Source organism: Bradyrhizobium sp. AZCC 1719 (genome assembly GCF_036924525.1).
Lineage (GTDB): Bacteria > Pseudomonadota > Alphaproteobacteria > Rhizobiales > Xanthobacteraceae > Bradyrhizobium.
This window is the reverse complement of record NZ_JAZHRU010000001.1, coordinates 745,390-770,997: the sequence shown is the minus strand read 5'-3', so window position 1 is coordinate 770,997 and position 25,608 is coordinate 745,390. Positions and strand designations below refer to the sequence as shown.

At 62.8% G+C, this 25,608-nt stretch carries 18 protein-coding genes; 11 read left to right on the top strand and 7 right to left on the bottom strand.

Features of this window, described 5'->3' with window-relative positions; genetic code table 11:
• The first annotated feature begins 57 nt into the window (after nucleotides 1-57).
• The 4 genes from ggt to V1292_RS03715 all read left to right on the top strand — a co-directional run bounded on the left by ggt (nucleotide 58) and on the right by V1292_RS03715 (nucleotide 6,441).
• Nucleotides 58-1,680, top strand: a complete 1,623-nt coding sequence (gene ggt, locus V1292_RS03730) for a gamma-glutamyltransferase (RefSeq protein WP_334370372.1) — start codon at nucleotides 58-60, stop codon at nucleotides 1,678-1,680.
• Between the two features lie 73 nt (nucleotides 1,681-1,753).
• The gene (locus V1292_RS03725) at nucleotides 1,754-2,563 is read left to right on the top strand and encodes an MBL fold metallo-hydrolase (protein ID WP_334370371.1); all 810 of its coding nucleotides are present in this window, start codon (nucleotides 1,754-1,756) and stop codon (nucleotides 2,561-2,563) included.
• A gap of 463 nt (nucleotides 2,564-3,026) precedes the next feature.
• On the top strand, nucleotides 3,027-5,267 hold the full coding sequence (locus V1292_RS03720) for a TonB-dependent siderophore receptor (RefSeq protein ID WP_442895597.1): 2,241 nt from the start codon (nucleotides 3,027-3,029) through the stop codon (nucleotides 5,265-5,267).
• Nucleotides 5,268-5,277: 10 nt separating this feature from the next.
• A complete protein-coding gene (locus V1292_RS03715; RefSeq protein WP_334370367.1) occupies nucleotides 5,278-6,441 on the top strand; it encodes a PepSY-associated TM helix domain-containing protein in 1,164 nt (387 codons plus the stop codon).
• Nucleotides 6,442-6,713: 272 nt separating this feature from the next.
• Here the strand turns inward: V1292_RS03715 and V1292_RS03710 are convergent, their stop codons facing one another.
• The 3 genes from V1292_RS03710 to V1292_RS03700 form a co-directional block, all read right to left on the bottom strand.
• On the bottom strand, nucleotides 6,714-7,799 hold the full coding sequence (locus V1292_RS03710; protein WP_334370365.1) for a 2Fe-2S iron-sulfur cluster-binding protein: 1,086 nt from the start codon (nucleotides 7,797-7,799) through the stop codon (nucleotides 6,714-6,716).
• Complete coding sequence (locus V1292_RS03705; protein ID WP_334370363.1) at nucleotides 7,800-9,677, bottom strand: ethylbenzene dehydrogenase-related protein; 1,878 nt, start codon at nucleotides 9,675-9,677, stop codon at nucleotides 7,800-7,802.
• A 106-nt stretch (nucleotides 9,678-9,783) separates the two neighbouring features.
• On the bottom strand, nucleotides 9,784-11,442 hold the full coding sequence (locus tag V1292_RS03700; RefSeq protein ID WP_334370361.1) for a hypothetical protein: 1,659 nt from the start codon (nucleotides 11,440-11,442) through the stop codon (nucleotides 9,784-9,786).
• Nucleotides 11,443-12,004: 562 nt separating this feature from the next.
• Here V1292_RS03700 and V1292_RS03695 point away from each other — a divergent pair.
• The 4 genes from V1292_RS03695 to V1292_RS03680 all read left to right on the top strand — a co-directional run bounded on the left by V1292_RS03695 (nucleotide 12,005) and on the right by V1292_RS03680 (nucleotide 18,903).
• Entirely contained in the window at nucleotides 12,005-13,720 is a 1,716-nt protein-coding gene (locus V1292_RS03695) for a type I secretion system permease/ATPase (RefSeq protein ID WP_334376929.1), read from the top strand.
• The gene (locus V1292_RS03690; protein WP_334370360.1) at nucleotides 13,717-15,690 is read left to right on the top strand and encodes an HlyD family type I secretion periplasmic adaptor subunit; all 1,974 of its coding nucleotides are present in this window, start codon (nucleotides 13,717-13,719) and stop codon (nucleotides 15,688-15,690) included. Before V1292_RS03695 ends, V1292_RS03690 begins: the two co-directional genes overlap by 4 nt.
• Nucleotides 15,691-15,794: 104 nt before the next feature.
• Nucleotides 15,795-17,663, top strand: a complete 1,869-nt coding sequence (gene htpG / locus V1292_RS03685; protein WP_334370359.1) for a molecular chaperone HtpG — start codon at nucleotides 15,795-15,797, stop codon at nucleotides 17,661-17,663.
• Nucleotides 17,664-17,748: 85 nt separating this feature from the next.
• On the top strand, nucleotides 17,749-18,903 hold the full coding sequence (locus V1292_RS03680) for a DUF3095 domain-containing protein (RefSeq protein ID WP_334370358.1): 1,155 nt from the start codon (nucleotides 17,749-17,751) through the stop codon (nucleotides 18,901-18,903).
• Between the two features lie 100 nt (nucleotides 18,904-19,003).
• On the opposite strand, the gene V1292_RS03675 is transcribed toward V1292_RS03680, so the two are convergent.
• From V1292_RS03675 to V1292_RS03660, 4 genes are all read right to left on the bottom strand, one after another.
• Entirely contained in the window at nucleotides 19,004-20,683 is a 1,680-nt protein-coding gene (locus V1292_RS03675; protein WP_334370357.1) for a hypothetical protein, read from the bottom strand.
• Nucleotides 20,684-20,913: 230 nt separating this feature from the next.
• Nucleotides 20,914-21,354, bottom strand: coding sequence for a DUF2147 domain-containing protein (locus V1292_RS03670; RefSeq protein ID WP_334370356.1), 441 nt, complete (start codon nucleotides 21,352-21,354; stop codon nucleotides 20,914-20,916).
• 82 nt (nucleotides 21,355-21,436) lie between these two features.
• On the bottom strand, nucleotides 21,437-22,822 hold the full coding sequence (locus V1292_RS03665) for an MATE family efflux transporter (protein ID WP_334370355.1): 1,386 nt from the start codon (nucleotides 22,820-22,822) through the stop codon (nucleotides 21,437-21,439).
• 86 nt (nucleotides 22,823-22,908) lie between these two features.
• The gene (locus V1292_RS03660; RefSeq protein ID WP_334370354.1) at nucleotides 22,909-23,448 is read right to left on the bottom strand and encodes a GNAT family N-acetyltransferase; all 540 of its coding nucleotides are present in this window, start codon (nucleotides 23,446-23,448) and stop codon (nucleotides 22,909-22,911) included.
• A gap of 175 nt (nucleotides 23,449-23,623) precedes the next feature.
• Here V1292_RS03660 and V1292_RS03655 point away from each other — a divergent pair, with 175 nt between their 5' ends.
• The 3 genes from V1292_RS03655 to V1292_RS03645 all read left to right on the top strand — a co-directional run bounded on the left by V1292_RS03655 (nucleotide 23,624) and on the right by V1292_RS03645 (nucleotide 25,551).
• Nucleotides 23,624-24,226, top strand: a complete 603-nt coding sequence (locus V1292_RS03655; RefSeq protein ID WP_065743750.1) for a superoxide dismutase — start codon at nucleotides 23,624-23,626, stop codon at nucleotides 24,224-24,226.
• Nucleotides 24,227-24,436: 210 nt separating this feature from the next.
• On the top strand, nucleotides 24,437-24,811 hold the full coding sequence (gene crcB, locus V1292_RS03650; RefSeq protein WP_334370353.1) for a fluoride efflux transporter CrcB: 375 nt from the start codon (nucleotides 24,437-24,439) through the stop codon (nucleotides 24,809-24,811).
• Nucleotides 24,812-24,957: 146 nt separating this feature from the next.
• Entirely contained in the window at nucleotides 24,958-25,551 is a 594-nt protein-coding gene (locus V1292_RS03645; RefSeq protein WP_334370352.1) for a permease, read from the top strand.
• Nucleotides 25,552-25,608 lie beyond the last annotated feature (57 nt).

Here is a 25,608-nt window from a genome sequence, read left to right as displayed (position 1 = left end):
AGGTACATGATCAGGCGAATCCGGGCCTGACGGCTCGGCATATTCCAGGGGCCCGAATTGGACATTCGTACCGGCCGGCCGGTGACGCTGGCGTCAAACGGCATGGTGACGTCGCCGCATTCGCTGGCTTCCGCGGCAGGCATCGACATGCTTCGCGCCGGCGGCTCTGCTATCGATGCCGCGATCGCGACCAGCGCGGTGCTGGCCGTCGTCTATCCGCACATGACCGGTCTCGGCGGGGACGCGTTCTGGCTCATTCACGACGGCGCCAGCGGCGAGATCCGCTACCTCAATGGCGGCGGCAAGGCGGCAGCCGCGGCTACGCTTTCGTCGATCGAGCAGCGAGGGTTGAAGGAAATCCCGCTGCGGGGAATCGTGCCGGCGACGCTCACGGTGCCGGGCGCCGTGGCGAGCTGGATCGAGGCGCACGATGTCCATGGGCGATTGCCTCTGCGGCGCGTGCTCGAGAGCGCCATCGGCTATGCCCGTGATGGCTTTCCGGTCACCGGCCGCCTCGCCAGCTTTATCGAGATGATGCGCGATGATCTGCTTGGGGATCGCGAGGCCGCCGCGCTGTTCTTTCTGCAAGGTGCGGCGGCGCGGCCGGGGACGAAGCTGACCAATACAAACCTTGCCCGCACGCTTCAGTCGATCGCGGATGGCGGATGGTCGGGCTTTTATCAAGGGGATGTCGCTGCGGAGATGGCGCGCGTTTCGGAAGAGAAGGGCGGCCTGTTTCGGCTGGCCGATTTCGGCCGGCAAAAGGCCATCTGGGGCGAGCCGCTTGCTGGCCGCTACCGCGACGTCACCATCTTCAACACGCCGCCGCCGACGCAGGGCTTTACCGTGCTCGAAATGCTCAACCTCCTCGAGCCGCACGAACTGCACCGAAAGGATTTCCTGGGGCCTGACCATCTGCATCTTATGGTTCAGGCCAAGCAGATTGCCTATCACGACCGCGATCAGATGCTCGCCGATCCCTCCTTTGCCGAGGTGCCGGTCGAGCGACTGATATCGAAGGAATACGCGCGCCTGCGCGGCCGGCTGATCGACGGGAGGTCGGCATTGAAATGGGACATGGTCCCGTCTTTCGGCAGCCTCGCCGGCGACACGGTCTATGTCGCCGCTGTCGACCGCGACGGCAACGCAGCGTCGCTGATTCAAAGCCTGTATGGCGCATTCGGCTCTTGCAGGGTCGCGGGAAACACCGGCGTCATCCTGCAAAATCGCGGCGCGTATTTCTCGCTCGATCGCAATCATCCCAATCGCCTCGAGCCCGGCAAGATCCCGCTGCATACGCTGATCGCCTCGATGGCCAAACGCGACGGCAAGCTCTGGAGCGTGCTCGGCTGCATGGGCGCGGATGGCCAGCCGCAAATCCAGCTCCAGCTTTATTCCGCTATGGTCGATTTCGGGCTCGATATCCAGGAAGCGATCGAGGCGCCGCGGTTCCTGTCCGGCCGGTTCGCGCTCGGCGAGGTGCGCGACACGCTGCATATCGAGGGACGGTTCCCCACAGATGCGATCGATGCGCTCGCACAGCGCGGTCACACCATCAACCGCTGGGACCCCTGGAACGAAATGGCAGGCCATGCGCACGGCATTGTCATCGACCGGCGGAACGGCATGCTGAGCGGCGGTTCGGACCCGCGCAGCGATGGGGCGGCGATCGGTTACTAAGTGTTGATCCGCGCCTCGCATTGGCCGGCCTTCCCATTTTGCGTTATCACTCCTTCCGACAGGAGTGATGCCGATGCCGCTATGGACCTGCGAACAATGTGGCGCCCAGTTTCCCGAAAGTGCTGCGCCACCGGCCGCGTGCCCGGTCTGCGAGGACGAGCGGCAATATGTGAACTGGAAGGGACAGTCGTGGCTCACGCGCGAGGAATTGGCACAACATCACAACCTCGTCTGGCGTGACGATCTCGGCATTCCCGGCATCGGACTCAAGCCGAGTTTTGCGATCGGTCAGCGCGCGCTGCTCGTGCGCAAAACGGATGGCTGCGTGATGTGGGATTGCGTGCCGTTAGCCACGCCCGAGGCGATCGACTACGTCCGTTCGCTCGGTGGCTTGAAGGCGATTGCCGTTTCGCACCCGCATTACTATGGCGCGGTCGCCGACTGGAGCGAAGCGTTCGGCGGCGTGCCGGTCTATCTGCATGGCGACGACCGCGCTTTCGTCACGCGGCCGCATCGGTCAATCGTGCCATGGACCGGCGACAGCCACCGGCTCTCGGACGATATCCTGCTGGTGCGGACCGGCGGACATTTTGCCGGCGGCACGGTTCTGCATTGGCGCGCCGGCGCGGAGGGCCGTGGTGCATTGCTCACCGGCGATGTCGCGATGGTGGCGATGGACCGCCGCTCTCTCAGCTTCATGTACAGCTATCCGAATTACATCCCGCTCAATGCCGCAGCCGTGCGCCGGATCGCACGTGCGGTCGAGCCGCTGGCATTCGATCGCATCTACGGTGCATGGTGGGGCCGCAACATCGCCGACAATGCAAAGGCGGCGTTCGAAATGTCCGTTCGGCGGTATATCGCAGCGATCTCGGAAGGATAATCAATCGGCTGATACGGCACGTGCAGCAGCTTTTGTAAGTTCGCCAGTTCACGCGGTTGCCAGCGCGAAATGCACATACTGCCAATAATAGCTGTTCGAGTCCTTCTCCTCTCAGCGAAGTCGTTCGCCGTGTCCAGGCGCGGTTCGTACACTTGTTTCGTGACCGGATATTTCGCACGACGATAACGTTTGTCGCGTCGCACGAACTCACAAAACTGAATAACTCTAAATTAGAGCGATTCAAGTTTGGTCGCACGGCGTTTCAACGCAGTACGACTCGTCGAGTGGCTTTCGCGCAACAGCTGAAGATCAAAGCGGCGACCTTGTAGACGTTCTAACGAGCGACGTCTTTATAGGACGCACGACATTGCTAATGACCGCATGAAATCGATGGGGCTCGATGATGGGGTGTGCGATGTCGGTAAAATACGTGACCAAGGCGACTTGGCTCGGCGCGGGAAGCATGATGGCGCTTTGCCTGGTACTTGGCGACACGAGTTCGGCTCAGTCTAGTTTGCCGCCTGTCACGGTCGATGCACCGACGCCGCAAGCAGCTCGTCCAACGCAACCTTCAAGAAGAGCTGCGCGCTCGCAGGGCGCGACGCGGCGGGTCGTTGCGCCGGCGCGGCAGCAGAACGTGGAATCCGGTGCTCGCGGCGCGGCTGGTGAACGCGCCAACGGACCCGTGGTTGGTTATCTTGCCAGCCAAAGTGCGACCGGTACCAAGACCGATACGCCGATTCTGACGACGCCACAGTCGATCTCGGTGGTGACGAAGGATCAGATACAGGACCAGGGCGCCCAGAACATCACCGAAGCGCTGCGCTATACACCCGGCGTCACGGTGCAAAGCTTTGGCGCAAACGCCTTCTTCGATTCCTTCAAGCTGAGGGGCTTCGATGCTCCACGCTACCTGGATGGCTTGCGGTTGCCGGCTGACAATACGACGTTCGCCATCCCGCGAATTGAAACTTACGGCCTGGAACGATTGGAGGTCCTGAAGGGACCCTCGTCAGGTCTGTACGGTCAGTCCGACCCGGGCGGTCTGATCAACATGGTGAGCAAGCGGCCGACCTCGACACCGCAATACGAGATTGTGGGTTCGTTCGGATCTTTCGAACGCTTCCAGGGCGCGTTCGACATCGGCGGCCCGATCGACAAGAATGGCGAGTTCCTCTATCGCATCGTCGGCCTTGGTCGCGACAGCAACAGCCAGACCGACTTCGTCCAGGACAACAAGCTCTTCATCGCACCCAGCTTCACCTGGCGTCCGACGCTCGATACGAGCTTCACTATTCTTTCGCAGTATCAGAACGTTGAGAACAAAGGCTATCAGCAATATGTTCCCGGAGAGGTCTCCTTCCTGCCCAATCCAAACGGACGTATTCCTTACAGCCGCTATCTCGGCGTTCCCGGCGCTGACGGCTATAATCTCGAGCAGTTCGCGGTCGGCTACGCGTTTGAGCACCGGTTCGACAACAACCTCCAGTTCCGGCAAAATTTCCGCTACACCGACGTCGGCAACGATCTGGCTTCCGTCCGCACCGAGGGTATGGTGACGGATCGTCTTGTTGCCCGCACCTACAACTATGTGAAGGCGCGCGCTGCCAACGTCGCACTCGACAATCAGTTGCAGGCTGACTTCATGACGGGGCCGCTCACCCACAAGGTTCTCGTCGGCGTCGATTATTTCAATCTATGGGCCAACACGGACTATCGGTCAGCCGGTATCGCGCCGATTGACGCTTACAGTCCGGTCTATAATGCAGCAATTCCGAGCTTCGCATCCCTGGCCCCGTTCATCCTTCGTGATGACAGGCTGTCGCAGGCCGGCGTTTATCTGCAGGATCAGATCAAGCTGGACCGGTGGACGTTGACCGTGAGCGGTCGACAGGACTGGGCAAGTACCGATTTCACCAGCAGGTCGGTCTATCCGCCGCCCGGTACTTATGCGCGTGACGACTCGGCGCAGACCGGCCGGGTTGGCCTCAATTATTTGTTCGACGTCGGCTTGTCGCCCTATGTCAGCTACTCGACGTCGTTCACGCCGAACCTCGGGGCCGATAGCGCCGGCCAGTCGTTCAAGCCCACGACGGGTGAGGGCGCCGAAGTCGGCGTCAAGTTCAAGCCCAACGGATCGAACTTCATGATCACGGCGGCGCTCTTCGACATCCGTCAAAAGGATGTGCTGACCCAGGATCCGGCCAATTTCTTCTTCAACGTGCAGACGGACGCGGTGCGGGTGCGCGGCTTTGAGCTCGAACTCAAGGGCAACCTCACCCGCGAGCTGGAGATCGTGGCGGGGTACAGCCATCTCGATCCGCGCGTGACCTCAAGCATCGCGGGCTATGCCGGCAAATACATGATGAGCACGGCTCGGGATCAGGGCGCTGTCTGGGGCAAGTATACCTGGTACGACGGCCCGCTCGCCGGACTTGGGCTCGGTGCCGGCGTTCGCTATGTCGGCGAAACCTACGGCGACAACTTCAATACCTTCGTCATTCCGTCCTATGCTCTGCTCGACGCGGCCGTCAGCTATGACTTCGCCTATGCGCGGCCGGACTGGAAGGGATGGAAGGCGCAGATTAACGTGACGAACCTGACCAACCACTTCTACGTGGCATCCTGTTTGACCGGTCTGCCCTATTGCGGTCTCGGCAATGCGCGTACGGTCCTCGGCACGCTGAAATATACCTGGAACTAGGGACGTTCAATTGACGGCAGCGACAAGATCTTTACGGCGATGGGGACTCGTCCACAAATGGACGAGCCTGATCTGCACGCTCTTCATGCTGATGCTGTGCATCACCGGCCTGCCGCTGATCTTCCATGAAGAGATCGACGACCTGCTGCACAGCCAGGTCAAGCCTGCCGAAGTGCCGGCAGGAACACCGTCGGCCAACCTGGATCAGTTGCTCGCCAATGCGCTCAAGCACACGCCGGGCGAGGTGCCGCACTTCCTTGTCTGGGATCGTGACGATCCCAACGCGATGTTCGTGAGCGTCGGCAAGTCGATTACGTCCGACCCCAGTCAGAATCGCTTCGTCCGCATGGATGCGCATACGGCGGCATTCCTGGACGCTCCCGACGTCACTGGCCGCTTCACCTATATCATGCTGAAGCTGCACACGGACATGTTCGTGGGCCTCGCGGGAAAGCTCTTTCTTGGCTTGATGGGGATACTGTTCTGCATAGCCATCATCTCCGGGATTGTCGTTTATGCGCCCTCGATGAGGAAGTTGAATTTTGGGACCTACCGCAGCAAGCGCACGCGGATTGTCCGATGGCTGGACTTGCACAACCTGGCCGGCATTTTGCTGGTGATGTGGACGCTCGTGGTGGGTTTTACCGGCGTGATCAACACCTGGGCCGATCTGGTGGTCAAGCTATGGCAGTTCGGTCAGCTTGCTGAGATGACCGCGCAGTACCGCGATCGGGCGCCGCCTGCGCGCTTGGCGTCGCTTCACTCCGCCGTGGATGTTGCCGCCAAGGCAGTTCCCGGTATGCAGCCGAGCTTCGTGGCGTTTCCGGGCACAATCTTCAGCAGCAAGAGCCACTATGCGGTCTTCTTGCGTGGCAATACGCCGGTCACGTCGAGGCTTCTGAAGCCAGCGCTTATTGACGCCGAGACGGGCCAATTGACTGACACTCGCGACATGCCGTGGTACGTCTCCACACTGTTTATTTCGCAACCCCTGCATTTCGGTGATTATGGAGGAATGCCGCTGAAAGTGCTGTGGGCCGTCCTCGATATCCTTACGATCGTGGTCCTGGTTACGGGCGTCTATCTTTGGATGCGCAGGCGGAAATCCGGCGTGAGCGTTGAGCGTGCAATTGCGCGGCCGTCGGCCATCGACGCTTCGGTTGCTACGTCGTAACGATCGCCATGAGACGTCCGCATCAGACACTGCGTCAGATATTTGCCGCGCCTCTTGCCGTCGGCATCTTGAGCATTGTTGGACTGATTGCCGCGCTTATCGGCGATAATGTCTGGGATGCGGCCTCATGGATAAGCCTTGCAATTCCCTTCGTGCTATTTGTCTTTTTTGTCTATAGACGAGCGCCGAATTAGGCCGATCGCGGGATGAGGTGATCATCCGACGGGTGCCCGCTCCCGCCCGGCGATATCTCGCGGCGATATCGGACGGCTCTAGCGGAACGCTCTGGCTGCCCCGGCCGAACGGCGGTCGGCACTTTCCTCTCGCGCCGGCTGCGGCGGGATGGGGCCGCTCTTGGGCTCGTTGAGCCAGCCGGTGAGGCGCGACATCAGGCCTGCCTGCTCCACCGTCCGCGGCTCCTGCACAAAGGGATCGGTGTAGCATCGGGCGCCCGCAGCCTTCGCAATCCGCGCCACCGCATCGGTCATCGCCGGCGCGCCCGCGGTGTAGACCACGTCATCGGGCGTGAGTTTTGGCAAATGATCGGTTGGCCGACCGCTGCGAACGGCGTGCGAGATATTTTGCGGCTCCGATACCATCGGAATCAGCGTGACGTTGGGAAACAACGCCAGCCGGCACAGCGCCGCGTGCATGTAGAGCGAACGGATGCTCCTTGCCACCACCACGAAGACCATTTCGCGCTGCGGCTGCTCCATGATCGCAGCGACCGCGACCGACCACATCGGAGCGAAACCGGTGCCGCTGGCGACGAGAACGATGCGCCCGGCATGGCCTTGCCTGAAGAAGGCGCGGCCGTACGGCCCCGTCAACTTGACGCGATGGCCGGGGCGGATGTCATGGCCGAGTGCCGAGGATACCAGGCCGTCCGCGACCTTTCGGATGTGAAAGTGCAGGATGCGATCGTGGGGCCGGCCTTCCAGCGGATAGGTCGGGCTGTAGGACCTTGCCGGGAATCCCTGAAACTGCAGCTTGCAGTACTGGCCGGGAAGATAGTCGAGCGGCTTCGGCAGCTCGATGTCGACACCCACCACATCAGGCGCGAGCTGAACGGTCTGCGCCACTTCCGCCGACAGCGCCACCGGCTCGGGAGCTGCCTCGATCGCAATTTCGAGATCGGAGACGATTCGGGCCTGGCAGGCATGGATCATGTCGTCGCCCCGGCTATGGCCGCCGAATACCTGGCCGTCGACGAGCCGCACGCGGCAGGCGCCGCAAATTCCGGAACGGCAATCATGCGGAAGATCGACCCCGTTCATCAACGCCCAGTCGAGCAGAAGCTCGCCGCGATTGGCCAAATACGGCTCGTTGTTAACAGTGACTTTGCAAATCCTTGACATTTATTCCACCTCGATACGAATAGGACGGACGTGCCGTGTATGTCTGATCTGGCTGTGGTCGAAAGCGGCAACCCGCATGAAGATGCCGGTCTTGATCGGCACGTCGAACTGGCTTGTGGTGTCGAGCCGACGCTTCACCTCGAGCGCCCAGTGGCCGGAAGCCCAGCGGGCTGCGCTTCTGATGTCGGCGCGGTCGCCTGAAAATTCGCCGCCCAGGATGACGCCCGGGATCACGGTCCCTGTTGGGATGCGGGCGTCGACGTTGGTCGAATACGGCAGGGAATCCTGCTCAGTCATGAACCAGCGCGCGCCGTCGCTTTCGCCGTGATTGGGATCGAGGTCGATATCGCCCATCGCGTTCGTCGTGTCGGCGACGGCTTTGGGCAGGCGCAGCGGAGCGATCAGCCGGCTGCGGCGCGGACCGCCTGACGTGTCGGCCTCGACGGTGAAATTGTCCCGGTAGTTTGCCGTGCCGGGGTCAGGCGCGAAGCCGCCCTTGTACGGAACGACGTTTGCCGCCTGCATCGGGGTCGGATCGAGCGGCGGCCCGAAATGGGTATCGTCCATCCATCCGGTCGCGCCGCTCGTGGCCTTCCACTGCCAGACGTCGGCATAGCCGGATGCCGTGTAATGCAGTCCGCGGCCGCTCATGGTGGCCGGCGCGCCGGCGACCGGCTGCGGCCCGGGATGAAAGGTTCGCCCGCCCGCGAGCGTGACATCCGACGTGGTCAGCAGCACCGAAAACTTGTCTTCGTTGTACTGATGCTCGTCGCCAAGCTGAAAGCCGGAATGAAGCAGGTGCCATCCATCGGCCTGCTTGACGAGCGGCAGGTGCTTTAGCGAGCGCGTCGAATCTTCCCAGGTGAAGAGGAAATAGGCATAGGTGCCGTCATGCACCGCGCGAATTTCGATTCTGGTTTCGCCCTTGCCGTCGAAATTTCCGCCTTCTCCGGTCAATAGCGAGAACGGCTTGACGCCGCGCCAGGCCCGATCGGACGTGTCGCCGTCGAGGACCGGCGCGTCGGCGGGATTGATGCGGCGGATCTGAACACCGTCCACCGCCAGCCGATCGGTAGCCACGAGGAGCGAAGCGCCGGTGATCGCAGCGGCGGCCGCCACGAGGAACGGATTGGCTTGCAGGGTCGGGTTTCGCGATCTCGAAGGCCCGGCATGGGATCGCGGCGCCGGATCCGGCTCACGCGTCCGATCGCGGCGCGCCTCTGCGCCGGGCTGCAGTGGATGCGATGCAACCTCGGGCGGTGGGTCTTCGGATTCCGGCGGGCGCGCCGATCGCTCGGCCAGCAGTCCCAAGAGCTCGACGGCATCGAGCCGCGGCGGCGGCGCCGGCAGTGGAGCTGGACGAAAGATGCGCAGCAGTTGCGAGATGCCGCCGCTTTTGTATTGGGTGAGGACATGAAGGGCGACAAAGGCGAGGATCACCCAGGTCCCCATCCAATGCAGCATCGCCACGTCGTAGCCGGAGTAGAAGCCGAAATAGAGCGCGCCGCCGCTGACCAGCAAACCGAACATCGTGACGAAGAAAATCCAGTACATCAGAGCGATCACGGCGCTCAACCTGGCCTGTCCGCGGCCGAACAATCCGCGCAGGCGAACCTTGTCGAGCTGGACGCGGCGTCCGAGGCCGGAGCGCAGCATGTAGACGACGTAGCCGATCGCCACGGCGACCAGGACGACCGCCGCCTGCATATGGGCGATCCAAACGCTGTCGCGCGGCAGCACGGCGTCGAACCAGTTGATCCAGGTCCGGTCGGGCGTTTCCGTCGCAATGCGTAAGCCGGTGACGAGCGCAACGGCGAATGCAGCCACGAACGTCCAGTGTAGAATGATGGTCCCATAGTCCGTCTTACGCTGCCTCACACATACGCCCCGCTACTTCACTTACCGAACAGCAACTGTTGGCGTTGTTTCCCCAACCGCCGATGTCGCCGTCGTACCAATGATGATCCCAAAGCCGTTGTTGAGGTCATCGTCTAGATCGTTTGCGGGCGCAGGCCGATGAACAGGTCTTCTGTGCGCCCCGCCGCGTGAGCCGGATCGGCGAACGCGCTTCTTGATCTGATGCATTGACCTCCAGCGCCGCGAGAGCATCCGCGACGCCGGAGGCCGCGCCGCGCGCCGCTATCCCCACATGTGATGCAAATGATGTGCGAATTCGGGCATGCCCGAATTGGCTTGGTCCACGCCCACCGGTCTCCACGTCGGCAGTCGCAACCATTGCCGGCTCGCCGCTGATGGCGGGGGCTGCGACTTGTTGTACGTCCGGGCTAGCCGCCGCGGCCAGCGCCGCCGGCGTTTCGGCGACCGGCGTCTCCGCGGCCGGCATCCCCAGCGCCTCGGCGATCGTCAGGCCGTCCGGATTGTAAGTGCCGCCGGTAACTGGGATATTGTTGCCGCCGGCATCGGCCGCATTGCCGTGCATCTGATCCGCGGCAGCGACGACCAGCGTCGCGTTGCCGGTCTGCAATCCCTTGATCATCGCGGCAATCTCGGCACCGAGGATGCCGCCCAGGTCCGCGTCGAAATCGGTGACGCTGTTCTCGAATGCCCTGAGATCGCCGATCAGAGCGGCGATCGCCTCGCTGTCTTGGCTTCCCACGAGGTCGACGGCTTGCTTTCCAAGCGAATTGGACTGCGCAATGAAATTGGCCACGAACGCCGTCTGCACATCATTGTCGAGATATTTCGGAGCCGGCGAGGTGGCATCCGGAAGCGGCGACAAGCCGCCGATGCCGTCTTGCGTCGCCATATCAGCCAGATTGGCATCGCTCTGGATGATGTCGAGGATGTCGAGGATGTTGTCGACGCTGGCCTGTGCCGCCGTGGGGCTTATCTCGGGGTCGTTGATATAGACGAGCTCGAGTTGGAGTTGCTGCACGATCTCATCGGCATGGACGCCGGTCAGGCCGTCGAACATCTCCGGGTTGGCGGTCATCAGCGCCTGCATGTCCGATATCACAGCATTGATGTCATCGGTGATCTGCGCCCGGTTACCGTCATTGACCCCGCCGAGAATCTGGCTGGCGACGTCGTCGAAGATCGCGCCGATCTCCGCGAGATTGTGAGGCGCGGTGGCGGTGGTGCCGGTGGGCAGCGGCGCGGGCGGCGCCGGATTAGCCAGCACGGGATCGGTACTGACAGCATTGATGACGCTGAGTTGGTTGGCGCGAAGCGCCTGTTCTGCGCCGGCGGCGTTGCCGAACGAGCTTGCCGCGCTCACCGAGGCGTTGGCCGCCGAAATGGCGCTGGTGATGTCGGACAGCATCGCCTGAACATGGCCGAGCGCGGCGCCGGAAAACTGGCCTGCATTGAGCTCGGCCAGCAGATTGGTCTGCACCGCGGTGAGATCGTTGGTGTGATTTGCAATGCTGCCGGCTGCTTGGGCGCCGTCGCCGAGTGCGTTCTGCTGCGGGGCATCCACCGGCGTCCGCGCCATGCTGTTGAAGGTTGAGCCGAGGTCGGAGAAATTCGAACCGACAGGCCGTGACGTCGTTTGGCTGGCCGGCGGCGGTTCTTCGAGCGGTGTCGTGGACGGGGAAGCCGGAGCGACTGGCGGGCTGGCGACTTCATCGATCGGGAGATCGAGATCAGCGTCGGGCTGATCCCCGTGAGCCAAGCGAGCCATTGTTCGTCCCCTGTTGTCCAGTCGAATCCATTGGTGCATAGGCACGGCCATCCGCCAGGGGGCGGGACGTCGCGCATGGTGAAGGATCATTTAGCTTCATGGCGTCATTCGGCCGACACAGCGACCAATGAGCGCCGAAGCAAGGTGATAGACGGACGAATCCATGACGCACGCCGTGCGGGAAAACGGCGAATGAAGCGCACGCGAGAAGGGCGTCGCGGCCCTTGTCTGACGCACCGCGTCTTCGGTGCCGGCATCTTAGCCGGAGTTGTGCACGCCGTTTCGGCAACAACCGAGCGTTTGCCACCGTTCGACCCAAGGGCGAACTTGAACAATCGGCATTCGTCGCATTCTTGCCGAAAAATGGTCCGCATCGCGCGTCAAGGAGACCTGCAGGGAGACCCGATCAAGCGGGTCAAAGGGCAGTTCAATGAGTATCGCTGACGGTCAGACGCAGGGCCGAGCGCGGGCAGCGTCGGCGCCCCGCGCAGTGTCGGGCCTGCGTTCGACGCTGGCCGCTGACGATCCCGTCACGAATGCGCTGCGCGCCAGTGCGCGCCGCATGATCGGCGTCGCCGTATTCAGCGGCGTCATCAACATCCTGATGCTGTCGGGCTCACTCTATATGCTGCAGGTGTACGATCGGGTAATTCCGAGCCGTAACCTCGCGACCCTGTTCGGCCTGTCCCTGATGGTGCTGTTCGCCTACCTGGTGCAGGGATATTTCGACGCGATGCGGTCGCGGATGCTGTGCCGGGTCGCTACGCTGTTCGATGCCGGCCTGCAAGGCTCGATCCATTCGGCGCTCGCCACCTTGCCGCTGCGCGGCGTCAAGCCGGTCCTGATGCAGCAGCCGCTGCGCGATCTCGACCAGGTGCGCACCTTCATGTCGGGCATGGGGCCGACCGCATTCCTGGACATGCCGTGGATCCCGGTCTTTCTGATCGGGCTGTTTCTGTTTCACCCCGCCATCGGCTTCACGGCGTTGCTGGGTACTGCGGCGATCATTGCGATGACCTTGCTGACCGAGCGGATCTCGCGCAATTCGGCCAAGGCGGCGATGGACATGAACGCGCAGCGCCAGGTGCTGGCGGATGCGACGCAGCGCAACGCGGAAATCGTCCGCGCGCTCGGCATGACGGATCGGTTGACGGCGCGCTGGTCGCAGGCGAATGAGCGCTACCTGCAGGAAAACATCCGCGCCACCGACGTCTATGCCAATCTCGGCTCGGCCGCGAAGGTGCTGCGCTACATTCTGCAATCGGGAATGCTCGGTATCGGCGCCTATCTCGTCGTGGTCGACAAGGCGTCGGGCGGCGTCATGATCGCGTCGTCGATCCTGATGGGGCGCGCGCTCGCCCCGGTTGAAATCGCGCTCGGCACCTGGAAGCAACTGGCCGCCGCCCGCCAGGGCCTCGCCCGTCTGCGCGACATCTGCAAGGCGACCGCGCCGCCTCCGGCGCCGCCGGTCATGCTGCCGCGCCCCTGCCGCGAATTGTCCGTGCAGAATCTCGCGGTGGCGGCGCCCGGCTTCGACATGCCGATCGTGTCTGGCGTTACGTTTTCGCTCAAGGCCGGTGCGGGGCTGGCGCTGCTCGGCGCCAGCGCGTCGGGCAAGACTTCGCTTTCCAAGGCGCTGGTTGGAATCTGGCCGGCGCATCGCGGCGCGGTGCGGCTTGACGGCGCCTCCCTCGATCAATGGCGCAACGAGGATCTCGGCCGGCACGTCGGCTATCTGCCGCAGGACGTCGGCTTGTTTGACGGCACTGTGGCGGAGAACATCTGCCGTTTCGACGAACACGCAACTTCCGACGCCATCCTAAAAGCTGCCCAGATCGCCGGCGTCCATGACATCATCCTGCGCCTGCCGGAAGGTTATGCGACGCGAATAGGGGCGGGCGGCATCTCGCTGTCGGCTGGACAGAAGCAGCGCGTTGGGCTGGCGCGGGCGGTATTCGGCGATCCGTTTCTGATTGTTCTCGACGAGCCCAACGCCAATCTGGATGCCGACGGTGAGAACGCCTTGACCCGCGCCATCGCCATCATGCGCCAGAACAAATCCATCGTCGTCGTCATCTCGCACCGCCCGAGCGCGCTTTCCGCGCTTGATATGACGATGGTGCTCTATGAGGGCAAGGCGATCGCGTTCGGCCCGCGCGAAGAAGTCTTCGCGCGCGTCCGCAACGCCAACGGCAAGGGGGCGCCGGGATCGCCGCCAGGCCCACCGCAGGCAAAGGCAGATCAGCGCGCTTCGCTTGCCGAGAGTGTTTCATCATGAAGAATTTCGATCACGGACACACTGATGAAAGAGTGGTGCGACGCCGGATCGGCGGAGCGGACGACGAGATCGTGGCGCCGCAAGGCCAGGCGCTGATCCTCGAACTGCAGCGATTGCGGCAGGCGTTCGAGCTCGACAATCTGCCGGACCAGCGGCCGCCGCTTCGTCGTCCGGCGAATGACGAACCACGTCCGGGCGCGCGGCGTTCGCGTCCCGCCCGGCCGAAGCGGTCGAAGAAAAAGGGCAAGATGGGACGGGTGCTGGATTGGCTCGGCCCCTTTGGGTCCCGGTCCGACGTTCTCGATGCCGAACCTCCGGCGCCGCGCGGCGGACGCGTCGCGCGTGAGCCGCAATTCATGGCTCCGCCACCGGCGGCCGGCGCGCGCGGCAATCCGTGGTCGAACGAACGGCAGGCGCGCGGTCCAATCATCGCGCCGGACGATCCGTCGCTCATGAACATGCCGAGGTCGAGACCGGAGCTTTTGCAGATCGACGACCGGCGGGAGCCGCCTCGCATCGAGGCGCCCCAATTGGCGCCGCCGGCCCCTGCGGGCGCCGTGCCGCGCGAGCGTTCCGTGACGCGGGTCGTCCGCAATGGGCTGACCGCAGGGGCTGCCTTCCTTGCCAACCGCGACGGGTCGGCTGATGTAGCGGACGCGCCGGGCGAGAGCATCGTGCTGCGGGCGGCGCGCGCCTTCGAGCGTGAATTGCGCACGGGCTTGCGGGCGCTGCTTGTCGTCGGCGGGCTGGCAGGCGGCTGGATGGCATTCGTGCCGCTGTCGGGCGCGGTCGTGGTGCCGGGCAATCTGGTGGTGCAGTCCAACGTCAAGACCATCCAGCATCCGACCGGCGGTGTGGTCGCGCAGATTCCGGTCCACAACGGCATGCGGGTCAACGCCGGCGATCTGTTGCTGCGGCTGGATTCGACGCAGGCGCAAGCCAGCCTGCAGGTGGTGAGCAAGCAGCTCGATGAAATGCGGGCGAAGATCGCGAGGCTGACCGCCGAGCGCGACGGTCTGCCCCGGCCGGCGATACCGGCCGAGATGTCGGCGCGGCTTGACGATCCCGGTGTCAAAACGTTGCTGGCCTCCGAGGCTTCGCTGTTCAGGGCGCGGGTGACGGCGCGCGAGAGCCAGAAGGAGCTGTTGCAGAGCAAGGTAACGCAGCTTGGCGACGAGATCGTCGGCCTCGACGCGCAGGTTGCGTCCAAGGCCAAGCAACTGGAACTGATCACCGGCGAACTCACCGGCGTTCAGGACCTTTTCGACAAGCGTCTGGTACCGCTGGCGCGGCTCACGACCCTGCAGCGCGAGAGCGCGAGAATCGAAGGCGAGCGCGGCCAGCTAATCTCCACGATCGCCGAGACCAAAAACAAGATCGACGAGGCAAAGCTTCAGATGGTCAGGCTCGACCAGGACGTACGGACGGAGGTGGTCAAGGAGCTCGGCGAGGCGCAGGGCAAGGAGGCCGAACTCAGCGAACGAAGCATCGCGGCACGCGACGTGCTCGAGCGCATCGAGATGCGCGCGCCGACGTCGGGCGTGATTCATCAGCTTACCGTGCACACCATCGGCGGAGTCATTCGCGGCGGCGACACCGTCATGGAAGTGGTGCCGGATTCCGACGATCTGCAAATCGAGGCGCGGTTGCAGCCGAACGATATCGATCAGGTGCGCAAGGGCCAGCAGGCTTTCGTCCGCTTTTCGGCCTTCAACCAGCGGGTGACGCCGCAATTGATCGGTCAGGTGTCGTACGTCTCGCCCGACACCACCCGCGACCAGCAGACCGGCACGTCCTATTTCACGGTCCGGATCATGCTGCCGGAAGAGGAGCGCCGCCGGCTCGCCGGGCTGCAGCTCAGCTCGGGCATGCCCGCGGAAGTGTTCATGCAGACCGGCAGCCGGACCATGCTCAGCTACCTTTTCAAGCCGATTCTGGATCAGTTCCAGCGCGCCTTCGTCGAGCGGTAAGGGGGCAAACAGGCTTTTGGCGCGTCGTCGCAAATCTTGCCACCCCAGATGGCATCGTTATATCAGGGCTTCCCGTCCTGCCCTGTTTGCATTGCGAGCCCCGTATGACGACCACCACTGCCCCCGAATCCCAGCCGTTCCAGGCCGAGGTTGCCGAGCTTCTGAACCTGATGGTGCACTCGGTCTATTCGGAGACCGATATCTTCCTGCGCGAGCTGATTTCCAATGCATCTGACGCCTGCGACAAGCTGCGCTATGAGGCGATATCAGCGCCCGAGCTGATCGCCGACGGCGCTCCGCCCAAGATCCGTATCGCGCCGGACAAGAAGGCCAATACGCTTAGCGTCGTCGACAGCGGCATCGGCATGGACCGCCAGGAGCTGATCGACAATCTCGGCACCATCGCGCGCTCCGGCACAAAGTCGTTTCTCTCGCGCCTGACCGAGGCCAAGGACGGCGCCAATCTGATCGGCCAGTTCGGCGTCGGCTTCTATGCGGCGTTCATGGTCGCCGAGCGCATCGTCGTTACCAGCCGCCGCGCCGGTTCCGATCAGGTCTTCGTCTGGTCGTCCTCCGGCGGCAGCGGATTTGAAATCGCTCAAGCCAGCGACGAGGATGCCGCGCGCGTCACCCGCGGCACCGAGATCGTCCTGCACCTGAAGAAAGAGGCATCCAAATATCTCGAGACCTACGAAATCGAACGTGTCGTCCGCGCCTGGTCCGACAACATCCAGTTTCCGATCGAACTGGTGCCGGAGGAGGGCGAGCCGCGCCAGATCAATTCGGCCAGCGCGCTATGGCAGCGGTCGAAATCGGAACTCTCGCCGGAAGACTACAAGCAGTCCTACCAGCAGGTCGCCGGCGCGTTCGACGAGCCGGCAATGACGCTGCATTATCGCGCCGAGGGCCGGCAGTCCTATGCGGTGCTGCTGTTTGCGCCGTCGACAAAGCCGTTCGACCTGTTCGACCAGGCGCGCAAGGGCAAGGTCAAGCTCTATGTCCGCCGCGTCTTCATCGCCGACGACGCCGATCTCTTGCCGGCCTATCTGCGCTTCATCCGCGGCGTGATCGACAGCGAAGATTTGCCGCTCAACATCTCGCGCGAGATGCTGCAGAACAATCCGCAGCTCACGCAGATCCGAAAGGCCGTTACCGGCCGCGTGATATCGGAGCTGGAAAGCCTCGGCGAAAAGGAGCCGGAAGCGTTCGCAAAAATCTGGGACGCGTTCGGCCCTGTGATCAAGGAAGGTATCTGGGAGGACTTTGAGCGTCGCGAGAAGCTGCTCGCATTGTCGCGCTTCACCACGACAAAGGGCGAGGAGCGTTCGCTCAAGCAATATGTCGAGGATCTCAAGCCGAACCAGACCGACATCTACTATCTCACCGGCGAGAGCGTCGAACGGCTGAAGTCGAATCCGAAACTGGAGTCCGCAACCGCCCGCGGCATCGAGGTGCTGCTGCTGACCGATCCGGTCGACGCGTTCTGGACCTCCGCGTCGCTCGATTTCGGCGGCAAGCCGCTAAAATCCTTAAGCCAGGGCGATATCGATTTCGGACTGATCCCGCTGTTGGATGACAAGGCCGAGGACAGGAAAGACGAAGGTGGCGTCGATGAAGCCACGACGATCGCGCTGATCAAGGACGCGCTCGGCGAGCGCGTCTCCGACGTGCGCGCCTCGCAGCGGTTGACCTCGAGCGCGTCGTGCCTCGTCGCCGGCGGCGGCGCACAGGACCGGATGCTCGAGCGGCTGCTTGCGATGCAGAACAAGGGGCCGACCACCAAGCCGATCCTCGAGATCAACATGCGCCATCCCCTGGTCGCGGCGATTGCCGGCGACAAGGATGCAGCCAGGGACCTGTCATTCCTGCTGTTGGAGCAGGCGCAGATCCTCGACGGCGAACTGCCGGAAGATCCGGCGGCGTTTGCCAACCGGCTCAACCAGTTGGTGCTGCGGGGGATCGCAAAGGGGTAGGACATTCTGCCGCGCGCCTGAACCGGATTCCAAAACCGGCCGTATCTGCTAGGAAAGGTGCGAACGCGGGGTAGCGCAGATCGCCATGACGACGTCTGATGGCACCGACATTTTCTATGGCGCGATCCCGGTCTTTCGCGGCTTCGGCAGCCTGATGGACCCGGCGCTGTATACGCCGTTGCCGGACGACTGGACCGTCGGTGTCGCCGACATCGTCGAGTCGACCAGGGCGATCGCCAATCAGCGCTACAAGGCGGTCAACATGGCCGGCGCCGCCGTGATTGCGGCCGTGACCAATGCGCTTGATGGCCGCGAGTTTCCGTTCGTGTTCGGCGGCGATGGCGCGAGCTTTGCGGTGTCACCGGCCGATCTTTCGCGCGCGCGCGACGCGCTGGCGGCGACCGCGGCCTGGGTCAGCGCCGATCTCGATCTGATGATGCGAGTGGCGCTGGTGCCGGTGAAGGAGATCCGCGCGCAGGGCCTCGATATCAAAGTCGCCCGCTTTGGGCCGTCGTCCAATCTGTCCTATGCGATGTTTTCCGGCGGCGGGCTGGGATGGGCGGATGCCGCAATGAAGCGGGGCGAATTCGCCGTCCCGCCGGCGAAGCCGGGAACGCAGCCCGATCTGTCCGGGCTATCGTGCCGGTTCGAGGAAATTCCTTCCTCCCGCGGGCTCATTCTGTCGGTGCTGGTGGTGCCGGCCAAAGGCGCCGATCCGCACGCCTTTCGCAAGGTGATCGAGGACGTCATCAAGCTGGTCGAGCAGAGCCCGGATGCGGGCCGGCCGGTGCCGCCCGAGGGTCCTCCGTTGCGCTGGCCGCCGGCCGGCGTCGAATATGAGGCTCGCGCCGCGCGCGGCGGGCCGCTGTTGAAGCGGCGCACCGTCGTGCTCGCCGTCACGCTCTGGGCCTATGTGGTGATGCGGTTCGGCATCAAGGTCGGCAATTTCGTGCCGAAGAATTACGTGGAGCAGGTGGTGGAGAATTCCGACTTCCGCAAATATGACGACGGCTTGCGGATGATTCTCGATTGCACGGTCGAGCTCGAACGGGCGCTGACGGAGATCCTGGCGAAGGCGGCTTCAGCCAAGATCGTGCGCTACGGCCTGCACCGGCAGGACGCCGCGATGATGACCTGCTTCGCGCCCTCGGTGATGCGCAGCGATCACGTCCACTTCATCGACGGCGCCCGCGGCGGCTACGCCTCGGCGGCGTCAGCGCTGAAAGCGATGGCAGCCTAGTCTCAGGTCCCACAGCCTTTTCGAGCGAAGTGGTACCGGCTTCCCGTAACGTTCGGGGGAGAAGGTTCTGCGAAGCCGCTCGTCAATCACAACCGAATCGTCAATCACAACCGATTTTCTTGCCGGGGTAGTCCGCAAATCGGAGCAACCGGATATTTCTGGTTTCGATCACCTGGGCAGGTTCGCGCGACCTGAATTCTCCGATGTCCGCTCCCGGCGGCAATACGACAACCACATTGAACGCGCCGCAAATGCGATCGGTTCTTTGTTCAACATCCTCGAAGTTTCTTGCGGGAAAGACGACCTTGTTGGCTACTCCAATTTCGACACCAATCGGAGCAGCCTGAAGGACAGGAGAAAAGACCACGTCGCGATACTCGGTGTTCCGGCTGATGTCGTTCCACAAATGGTAGCGATCAGGGTCGATTCTTCCTATCAAGGATGGGCCGCCGAAAGCCCGTGCGGAAACGGCCGCGCAAAAACAACTGCCGATCGCAAGCCATGTGCCCACCATCGCAGCGCGGCTTTGGAGGCGGAATTTTGTTGCGCCGGGATGTCGGTACAGCCGCAAGAAAACGACGGCGCTGACGGGAAGCAGTGCAAACGGAATGAGGGCGTAGGCAAACATCACTTTTGCGATGGCCCATCTATGAATGGCCGTGTGCTGATAGAGCAGGAGCATATGTGCGTAAAACGGGACCGTCACCAAAACCAGCAGCGAAGCCGTCGCGAAAATCGAGCGGCGCTCGACCGGATCGACCACGAGACGAAGCGACAGTGCAAGCAAGGTCGCCGTCACCAATGTGGCGCCAACGATTAACGGGAGAACATGCGGAAAGTACCAACCCGAATGCATTTCTATGAATGTCGCAGTGAAATTCGTAATCGGATGAGCGTCGGTCAGGTTCATCCGATAGGCGATCTTCCAGGTAAGCTCGTAGAGGGATGCTGCCAATCCCTGGGTTCTGGCGATTGAACCCGGCGTGAAAAATCGCCAAAACAGATAGATGCCGAAGGCGCTGGCCGGCAACAGCGCCAGACCCGCAAGTTGCCGTCGTGAAAAGCCTTCTACGAAGCCGAAGCGCGCGCCGGCCATGCGGATCAGCAGCCATGACGCGAAAAGCGTGTAGGACAGCCAGTCGACGAAAAACGCTAAATAGATGACGAGAAGCTGAATCGCGAACAGGATGTTCCGCTGACGCGGCGATTCCACGACATACGAAAACGATTCGAGTAAAATGAACGCTGCCGCGTACAACAGGATCGCAATCGTAACGCAGTAGATTTGCGAGAAAAAATAAACCAGCCCGTGAGGATACAAGACCGGAAATGCGACGCCTACGGCGATGAATCCGCAAGCTACAATGTGCAATCTGTTGAGTCGGGCGATGTTGAAGGCGGTGAACGCCACCGCCAGGGCGATCATGCCATGGGTCACCACGTTGAACCAGTTGATCAGCGGCACGCTTGGTTCGATCTTCAATATCTCGGCGAGCAGATAAATCGGTACGAACGTGCCCGGCGGCCACGATTGATACAGCGTCACATCTGCCAGGGTAGGTGTTTCCACCGACAAAGGCGAGTACGGGGTCGCAAACCACATATTGAGCGGGCCGTTGACCCACCAATTGTGCGCCCACATCCTGGCGCTGGAAGTCGTGACATCGGCATCGTATACGGGGATCTGGTCCAGATATGGAAAGCGGGTTCGCAGTACGAGCAGCCATAAGGCCGTCACCGCTAAAACCACCGTACTGACGACCGCAGCCTTCAACCGCATATGAAAATCAGTCTCGCATTCCGCACTGCTGGGTCATTACGGCTGCCATCATATTGGCTCAGCGATGCAAGATACAAGCGAAGGAAGCAGGACGACGAGCCTTATGAAGACATTAGACGGGCTGAACGCCCACTTTCAATCCAAAGACCAACGTAGCTACCCCAAGAATACCGTGAGATCACCGGGTTGATTTCCCCGGCTTCCGATGCGTATGCGGAGGTGTACACGCCCTACCGGCCCACGCGCGTCCAGTTCTCCCCGCCGCAGAGCGCGCCGACGCAGCCTTCGACCTTGAGCGTGTCTGCGCCTGTTACCGAGACGCTGCTGGCGTAGGTGCCGCCGTCATCGGCATTGTAGATCTGGCCCGACCATTTGTTGGGACCGCTGGGGCTCATGCCGCTGAACAGGGGAAGGCCGATCATCGGCCGCCGCCTCAGGGCCGGGTCCGGATTTTTGTCATCTACCTGAGGCTTGCCGGTGGCCTGATCGATCGGCTCCTTCAGGGCGACGATCACGCCGCAAATTCCACCGCCGCATTTGCTGATTTTCACCTTGGCATCGCCCGCCTGGGTCAGCCAGACGCCGGTCGGCTCGGCGCCTTGCGCGAAGGCGGATGGTGCGGCCAGCAATGCCGCCGAGATCGCGATGATGAAAGCCGTTCTGCAAGCCATGAATCATTCCTTACGAAAAAGCAGGCCTGCATAGCAATAAATCAGATTTGTGCAACGTCGGATTGAGTGCAACTTGCCGTTATCATTTGCCCCAGCGGGTCAGACGGATCGACAGCGCCGTGCCGAGGCCATAAACGACCATCGCTGCGCCGACCAGTGCGAACAAGGCCGATGCCGGCGCGCCCATGGAGGCCAGCCACCAGCCGCCGCCCCCGACGATCAGCAACCTTGCGGTGCCGGCCATCACGGGACCGCCCACCTTCGCAGCACCTTGCGAAGAGAAATAGAGACTGACGCCGATCCCGAAAAACGCGAATGCCGGGCCTGCCCAGGTGAAATAGGCATTGGCGGCGGCGGTGACGCCGGGATCGCCGGTGAACATCGAAACCCAGACCGACGGCTTTGCCGCGACAATCAGTCCGATGGCGCCGACGGTGATGCCGGCCGCAGCGCCCGCGGTCCACGCCACCTGCCGTGCGCGCGTCACGAGGCCCGCACCAATGGCCATGCCGACCATCGGCACCGAGGCGACGCCGAATGCGAAGGCGATCGGCGTCAACAGGAATTCCAGCCGCGAGCCCATGCCATAACCGGCCAGCGTCTCGGTACCATAGCCGGCCAGGATTTTGGTGAAGATCAACACCGTCAGCACGGTTTGCAGCGGCGAAAGACAGGACACTGCGCCGACCCTGAGAATGTCGAAGAACATGTCGCGCTGGAATTTGAAGCCGTTGAAGTTCAGCGTCAGCCGGCTGCGGCCACTGACGAGGTGCCAGACGAGGAAGATAGCCCCAAGCGTGAAAGCGGCGAGCTGGCCTGCGGCAACGCCACGCATGCCGAGTCCGGGCAGTCCGAACAGCCCAAGGCCCAGCGCGCCGCCACCGGCGATCTGCACCAGCGCGATGCCGATCAGCGTGATCGATGGAATCCGCATATCGCCGGTGCCGCGCACCACGGAGGCCAGCGTGTTGACCAGCCAGATCGCGATCGCACCGGAGAACAGCACGTTCGAATATTGCATGGCCTGTTCGAGCACGCCGTCGCGGCCGCCGAGCAGCGCGTAAAACGCGCGGCCAAATGCCAGCATCGTTACCGTGAAGAACAGCCCGGCGCAGGCGCCGATCATCGCCGCATGCAGGGCCAATGTCGCCGCACGGTCGCGGTCGCCGGCGCCGAGCGCGCGGCTGATGGCGGAGGAAACGCCGCCGCCCATCGCGCCCGCGGACATCATCTGAGTCAGTATGACGAAGGGAAACACCAGCGCGATCCCGGCGAGCGGCTCGGTACCGAGCCGGCCGATATAGGAGGTCTCGGCGACCGCAACCAGCGTCATGCCGACCATGGCGATCGCGTTGGGAAGCGCAAGTGTCAGCAGCGTCGGCAGGATCGGCGAGGTGAGCAGGCCGTTGGCCGGGGCGGACGGAACGGCGGCGGTGGGACGCATGTCGAGCGGGGCGTCAATGGTCATGCGTCACCGTGATCCAAATCGAATAGATTATGGACGACATATTATCTGGCTGGCCGCGTGCAAGCCACCCGCACCCCGCGCAGAGGTCACCATGGCAGGCCGCATAGGTCGATTATTCCATCGCGCGGCTTGCGGGTGAAATCGAACACGAACGGCGCCATGGCCTCGAAGCGAATTCTTCCCTCAGGCTGCTCGGCATAGACCTCGCCGTTGAACGCATGCCAGCCGCGCGCCTGATAGAATGCTTCATTGTGCGGCTCGCAGAACAACATCGCAAAGCGCACCGCTTCGTGGTCGCGCAGTGTCCTGATCGCGGCGTTGAGCGCCAGCGTGGCATAGCCGCGTCCCCGGCAATCCTCCCGCGTCGAGACGCCGCCGATGCCGCCGATCTGGACCTTGCGACCGTCCCAGGTCGCGGTGCGGAAATAGATGCCGACATGGCAGGCCAGCCCCGACCTCTCCGCGTCCTCAGGTGCGTCGATCAGCACGCGCAGATCGGCATGGGCCCATTTGACGTGACCCCAGGACAATTTTTCGACAATCTCGCGCGGCCATACCGCCTGCATCAGCGGTTCGGCGCGCGGCCATGAGGAGTCCCCGTTCAGGACGTCGATTTCGATGCTCATTTCATCACCATACAGCGCCGATGCGCGGCTGCCATGCCCGTCATACGCTGGACGCGGGACGCGGCGTTACCGGAAGCCTTCCCGTTCTTGCCAAATTGCGGTGTTTATGCGCAATGGAACCTTCTATAAGGGTTCCCGTTAGACCACGTTCTCCCATCAGTTCGGACATCACCCCATGACCTTCACGCTGCCCAATCTCCCCTATTCCCACGACGCCCTTGCGCCCCACATGTCCAAGGAAACGCTGGAATACCACCACGACAAGCATCACCAGGCTTACGTGACCAACGGAAACAACGCGATCAAGGGGACTGAATTCGAAGGCAAGTCCCTGGAGGAGATCGTCAAGGGTTCGTTCGGCAAGAATCCGGCCGTGTTCAACAATGCCGGCCAGCATTACAACCACCTGCATTTCTGGAACTGGATGAAGCCGAATGGCGGCGGCAGCAAGCTGCCCGGCCGCCTGGAGAAGAAGATCACCGAAGACCTCGGCGGGCTCGAGAAGTTCAAGGCCGATTTCGCCGCCGCCGGCGTTGGCCAGTTCGGCTCCGGCTGGTGCTGGCTGTCGGTCAAGAACGGCAAGCTCGAAATCTCCAAGACCGCGAACGGCGAGAGCCCGCTGGTCTACGGCGCGACGCCGATTCTCGGCTGCGACGTCTGGGAGCACTCCTACTACATCGACTATCGCAACCGCCGTCCCGACTATCTCAAGGCGTTCTGCGATAACCTGATCAACTGGGACTACGTCGACGAGCTGTTCGGCAAGGCCGGAGCCTAAGGCACAGTCATTCCGGGGCGATGCGAAAGCATCGATCCCGGAATCTCGAGATTCCGGGTTCGCCGCTTCGCGCCGCCCCGGAATGACAGCGGAGTAGACATCGAAGGGGTGGTAGTGCGGCTACCGCTGTACCTTCAAATCCTTGCGGGGAGGGCTCCCGTGCGGCACAACCACTCTGCCGGGATGTTGTGACGTGGAAAAATTGCTGCGATGAGCTATCTGTTGGTCTTTTTCGGCGGCGGCCTTGGCGCGACGCTGCGTCATCTCATCAATCTCATCTGCGCCCGCTGCCTCGGCACCGCCTTTCCCTGGGGCACCTTCATCATCAACATCACCGGCTCGACCGCGATGGGGCTGATCGCGGGTTATCTCGCCTTCAAGGGCGAAGCCTCGCAGCCCTGGCGGCTGTTTTTGATGACCGGCGTCCTCGGCGGCTACACCACGTTCTCGGCCTATTCGCTCGATGCCGCGCTGCTCTACGAGCGCGGCGAGCTTGGGCTCGCGGCACTTTACGTGATTGGCTCCGTCGTGCTCTCGATTGCCGGGCTGTTCGGCGGTCTCGCACTGGTGCGGCAGTTCACCTGAACCAACCGCCATACGATCACGGGCTGCGTGACGTCCTCGCATGGGCGTCCCTGAGAAGCGCATGGGTATCGTGCGAGCTTCCGTTTGCTTCGCCACACGCGCGGGACTAAGCAGGATGGACTAGCTTCACCCGCCAACGCACGGCCTTGTCAGAAACTCCGCTAACAGACCCGGCGCCAGCCGACGACGCCGAGCCAAAACCCCGGCGTGCCCGCAAGCCGGTCGGCTGGTCGATGATCGTGATCGGCGCGCTCGTCGCGATCTGCGCTGCGCTGGTGTGGCGGCGCGACGGCATCGACGGCGTGCTCAATATTCTCACCCATGACCTCTGGCTGTTCGGCGAAATCATCCCGCGCGTGCTGGCCGGCTGCCTGCTCGGCGGATTCATCGCGGAAATTCTGCCGCATGACAAAGTCTCACGCTCGCTCGGGCCGGAATCGGGCCTGAAAGGACTTTTGATCGGAACGGCATTCGGAGCGATCCTGCCGGGCGGCCCGTTCACCGCCTATCCGGTGGCCGCGGCGCTCCTGACAGTCGGCGCCGATTTCGGCGCCACCATCGCCATGGTCGTGAGCTGGACGCTGATCGGTTACGGCCGCGCGGTCGCCTGGGAGCTGCCTATTCTCGGCACCGACTTCACGCTGTGGCGCATCGTGATCTCGCTGCCGATCCCGGTGCTGGCAGGCTGGCTCGGCCGCTTCGTGTTCGTGCGGATGTACCCGAAGGGCGAGCCGTCGTGACGGCGTCTGCGCTGATCATCGACTTCACGCTGTGGGGCTCGGTCGCCATTCTCGGCT

Excerpts from the sequence above, each read along its gene's own strand:
- V1292_RS03700 (WP_334370361.1), bottom strand. The coding sequence starts at position 11,442 with ATGGCTCGCTTGGCTCACGGGGATCAGCCCGACGCTGATCTCGATCTC.
- V1292_RS03725 (WP_334370371.1), top strand. The coding sequence starts at position 1,754 with ATGCCGCTATGGACCTGCGAACAATGTGGCGCCCAGTTTCCCGAAAGT.
- V1292_RS03720 (WP_442895597.1), top strand. The coding sequence starts at position 3,027 with ATGATGGCGCTTTGCCTGGTACTTGGCGACACGAGTTCGGCTCAGTCT.
- V1292_RS03695 (WP_334376929.1), top strand. The coding sequence starts at position 12,005 with ATGATCGGCGTCGCCGTATTCAGCGGCGTCATCAACATCCTGATGCTG.
- V1292_RS03690 (WP_334370360.1), top strand. The coding sequence starts at position 13,717 with ATGAAGAATTTCGATCACGGACACACTGATGAAAGAGTGGTGCGACGC.
- V1292_RS03710 (WP_334370365.1), bottom strand. The coding sequence starts at position 7,799 with ATGTCAAGGATTTGCAAAGTCACTGTTAACAACGAGCCGTATTTGGCC.
- V1292_RS03655 (WP_065743750.1), top strand. The coding sequence starts at position 23,624 with ATGACCTTCACGCTGCCCAATCTCCCCTATTCCCACGACGCCCTTGCG.
- V1292_RS03675 (WP_334370357.1), bottom strand. The coding sequence starts at position 20,683 with ATGCGGTTGAAGGCTGCGGTCGTCAGTACGGTGGTTTTAGCGGTGACG.
- V1292_RS03660 (WP_334370354.1), bottom strand. The coding sequence starts at position 23,448 with ATGAGCATCGAAATCGACGTCCTGAACGGGGACTCCTCATGGCCGCGC.
- V1292_RS03670 (WP_334370356.1), bottom strand. The coding sequence starts at position 21,354 with ATGGCTTGCAGAACGGCTTTCATCATCGCGATCTCGGCGGCATTGCTG.
- htpG (WP_334370359.1), top strand. The coding sequence starts at position 15,795 with ATGACGACCACCACTGCCCCCGAATCCCAGCCGTTCCAGGCCGAGGTT.
- V1292_RS03665 (WP_334370355.1), bottom strand. The coding sequence starts at position 22,822 with ATGACCATTGACGCCCCGCTCGACATGCGTCCCACCGCCGCCGTTCCG.
- crcB (WP_334370353.1), top strand. The coding sequence starts at position 24,437 with ATGAGCTATCTGTTGGTCTTTTTCGGCGGCGGCCTTGGCGCGACGCTG.
- V1292_RS03680 (WP_334370358.1), top strand. The coding sequence starts at position 17,749 with ATGACGACGTCTGATGGCACCGACATTTTCTATGGCGCGATCCCGGTC.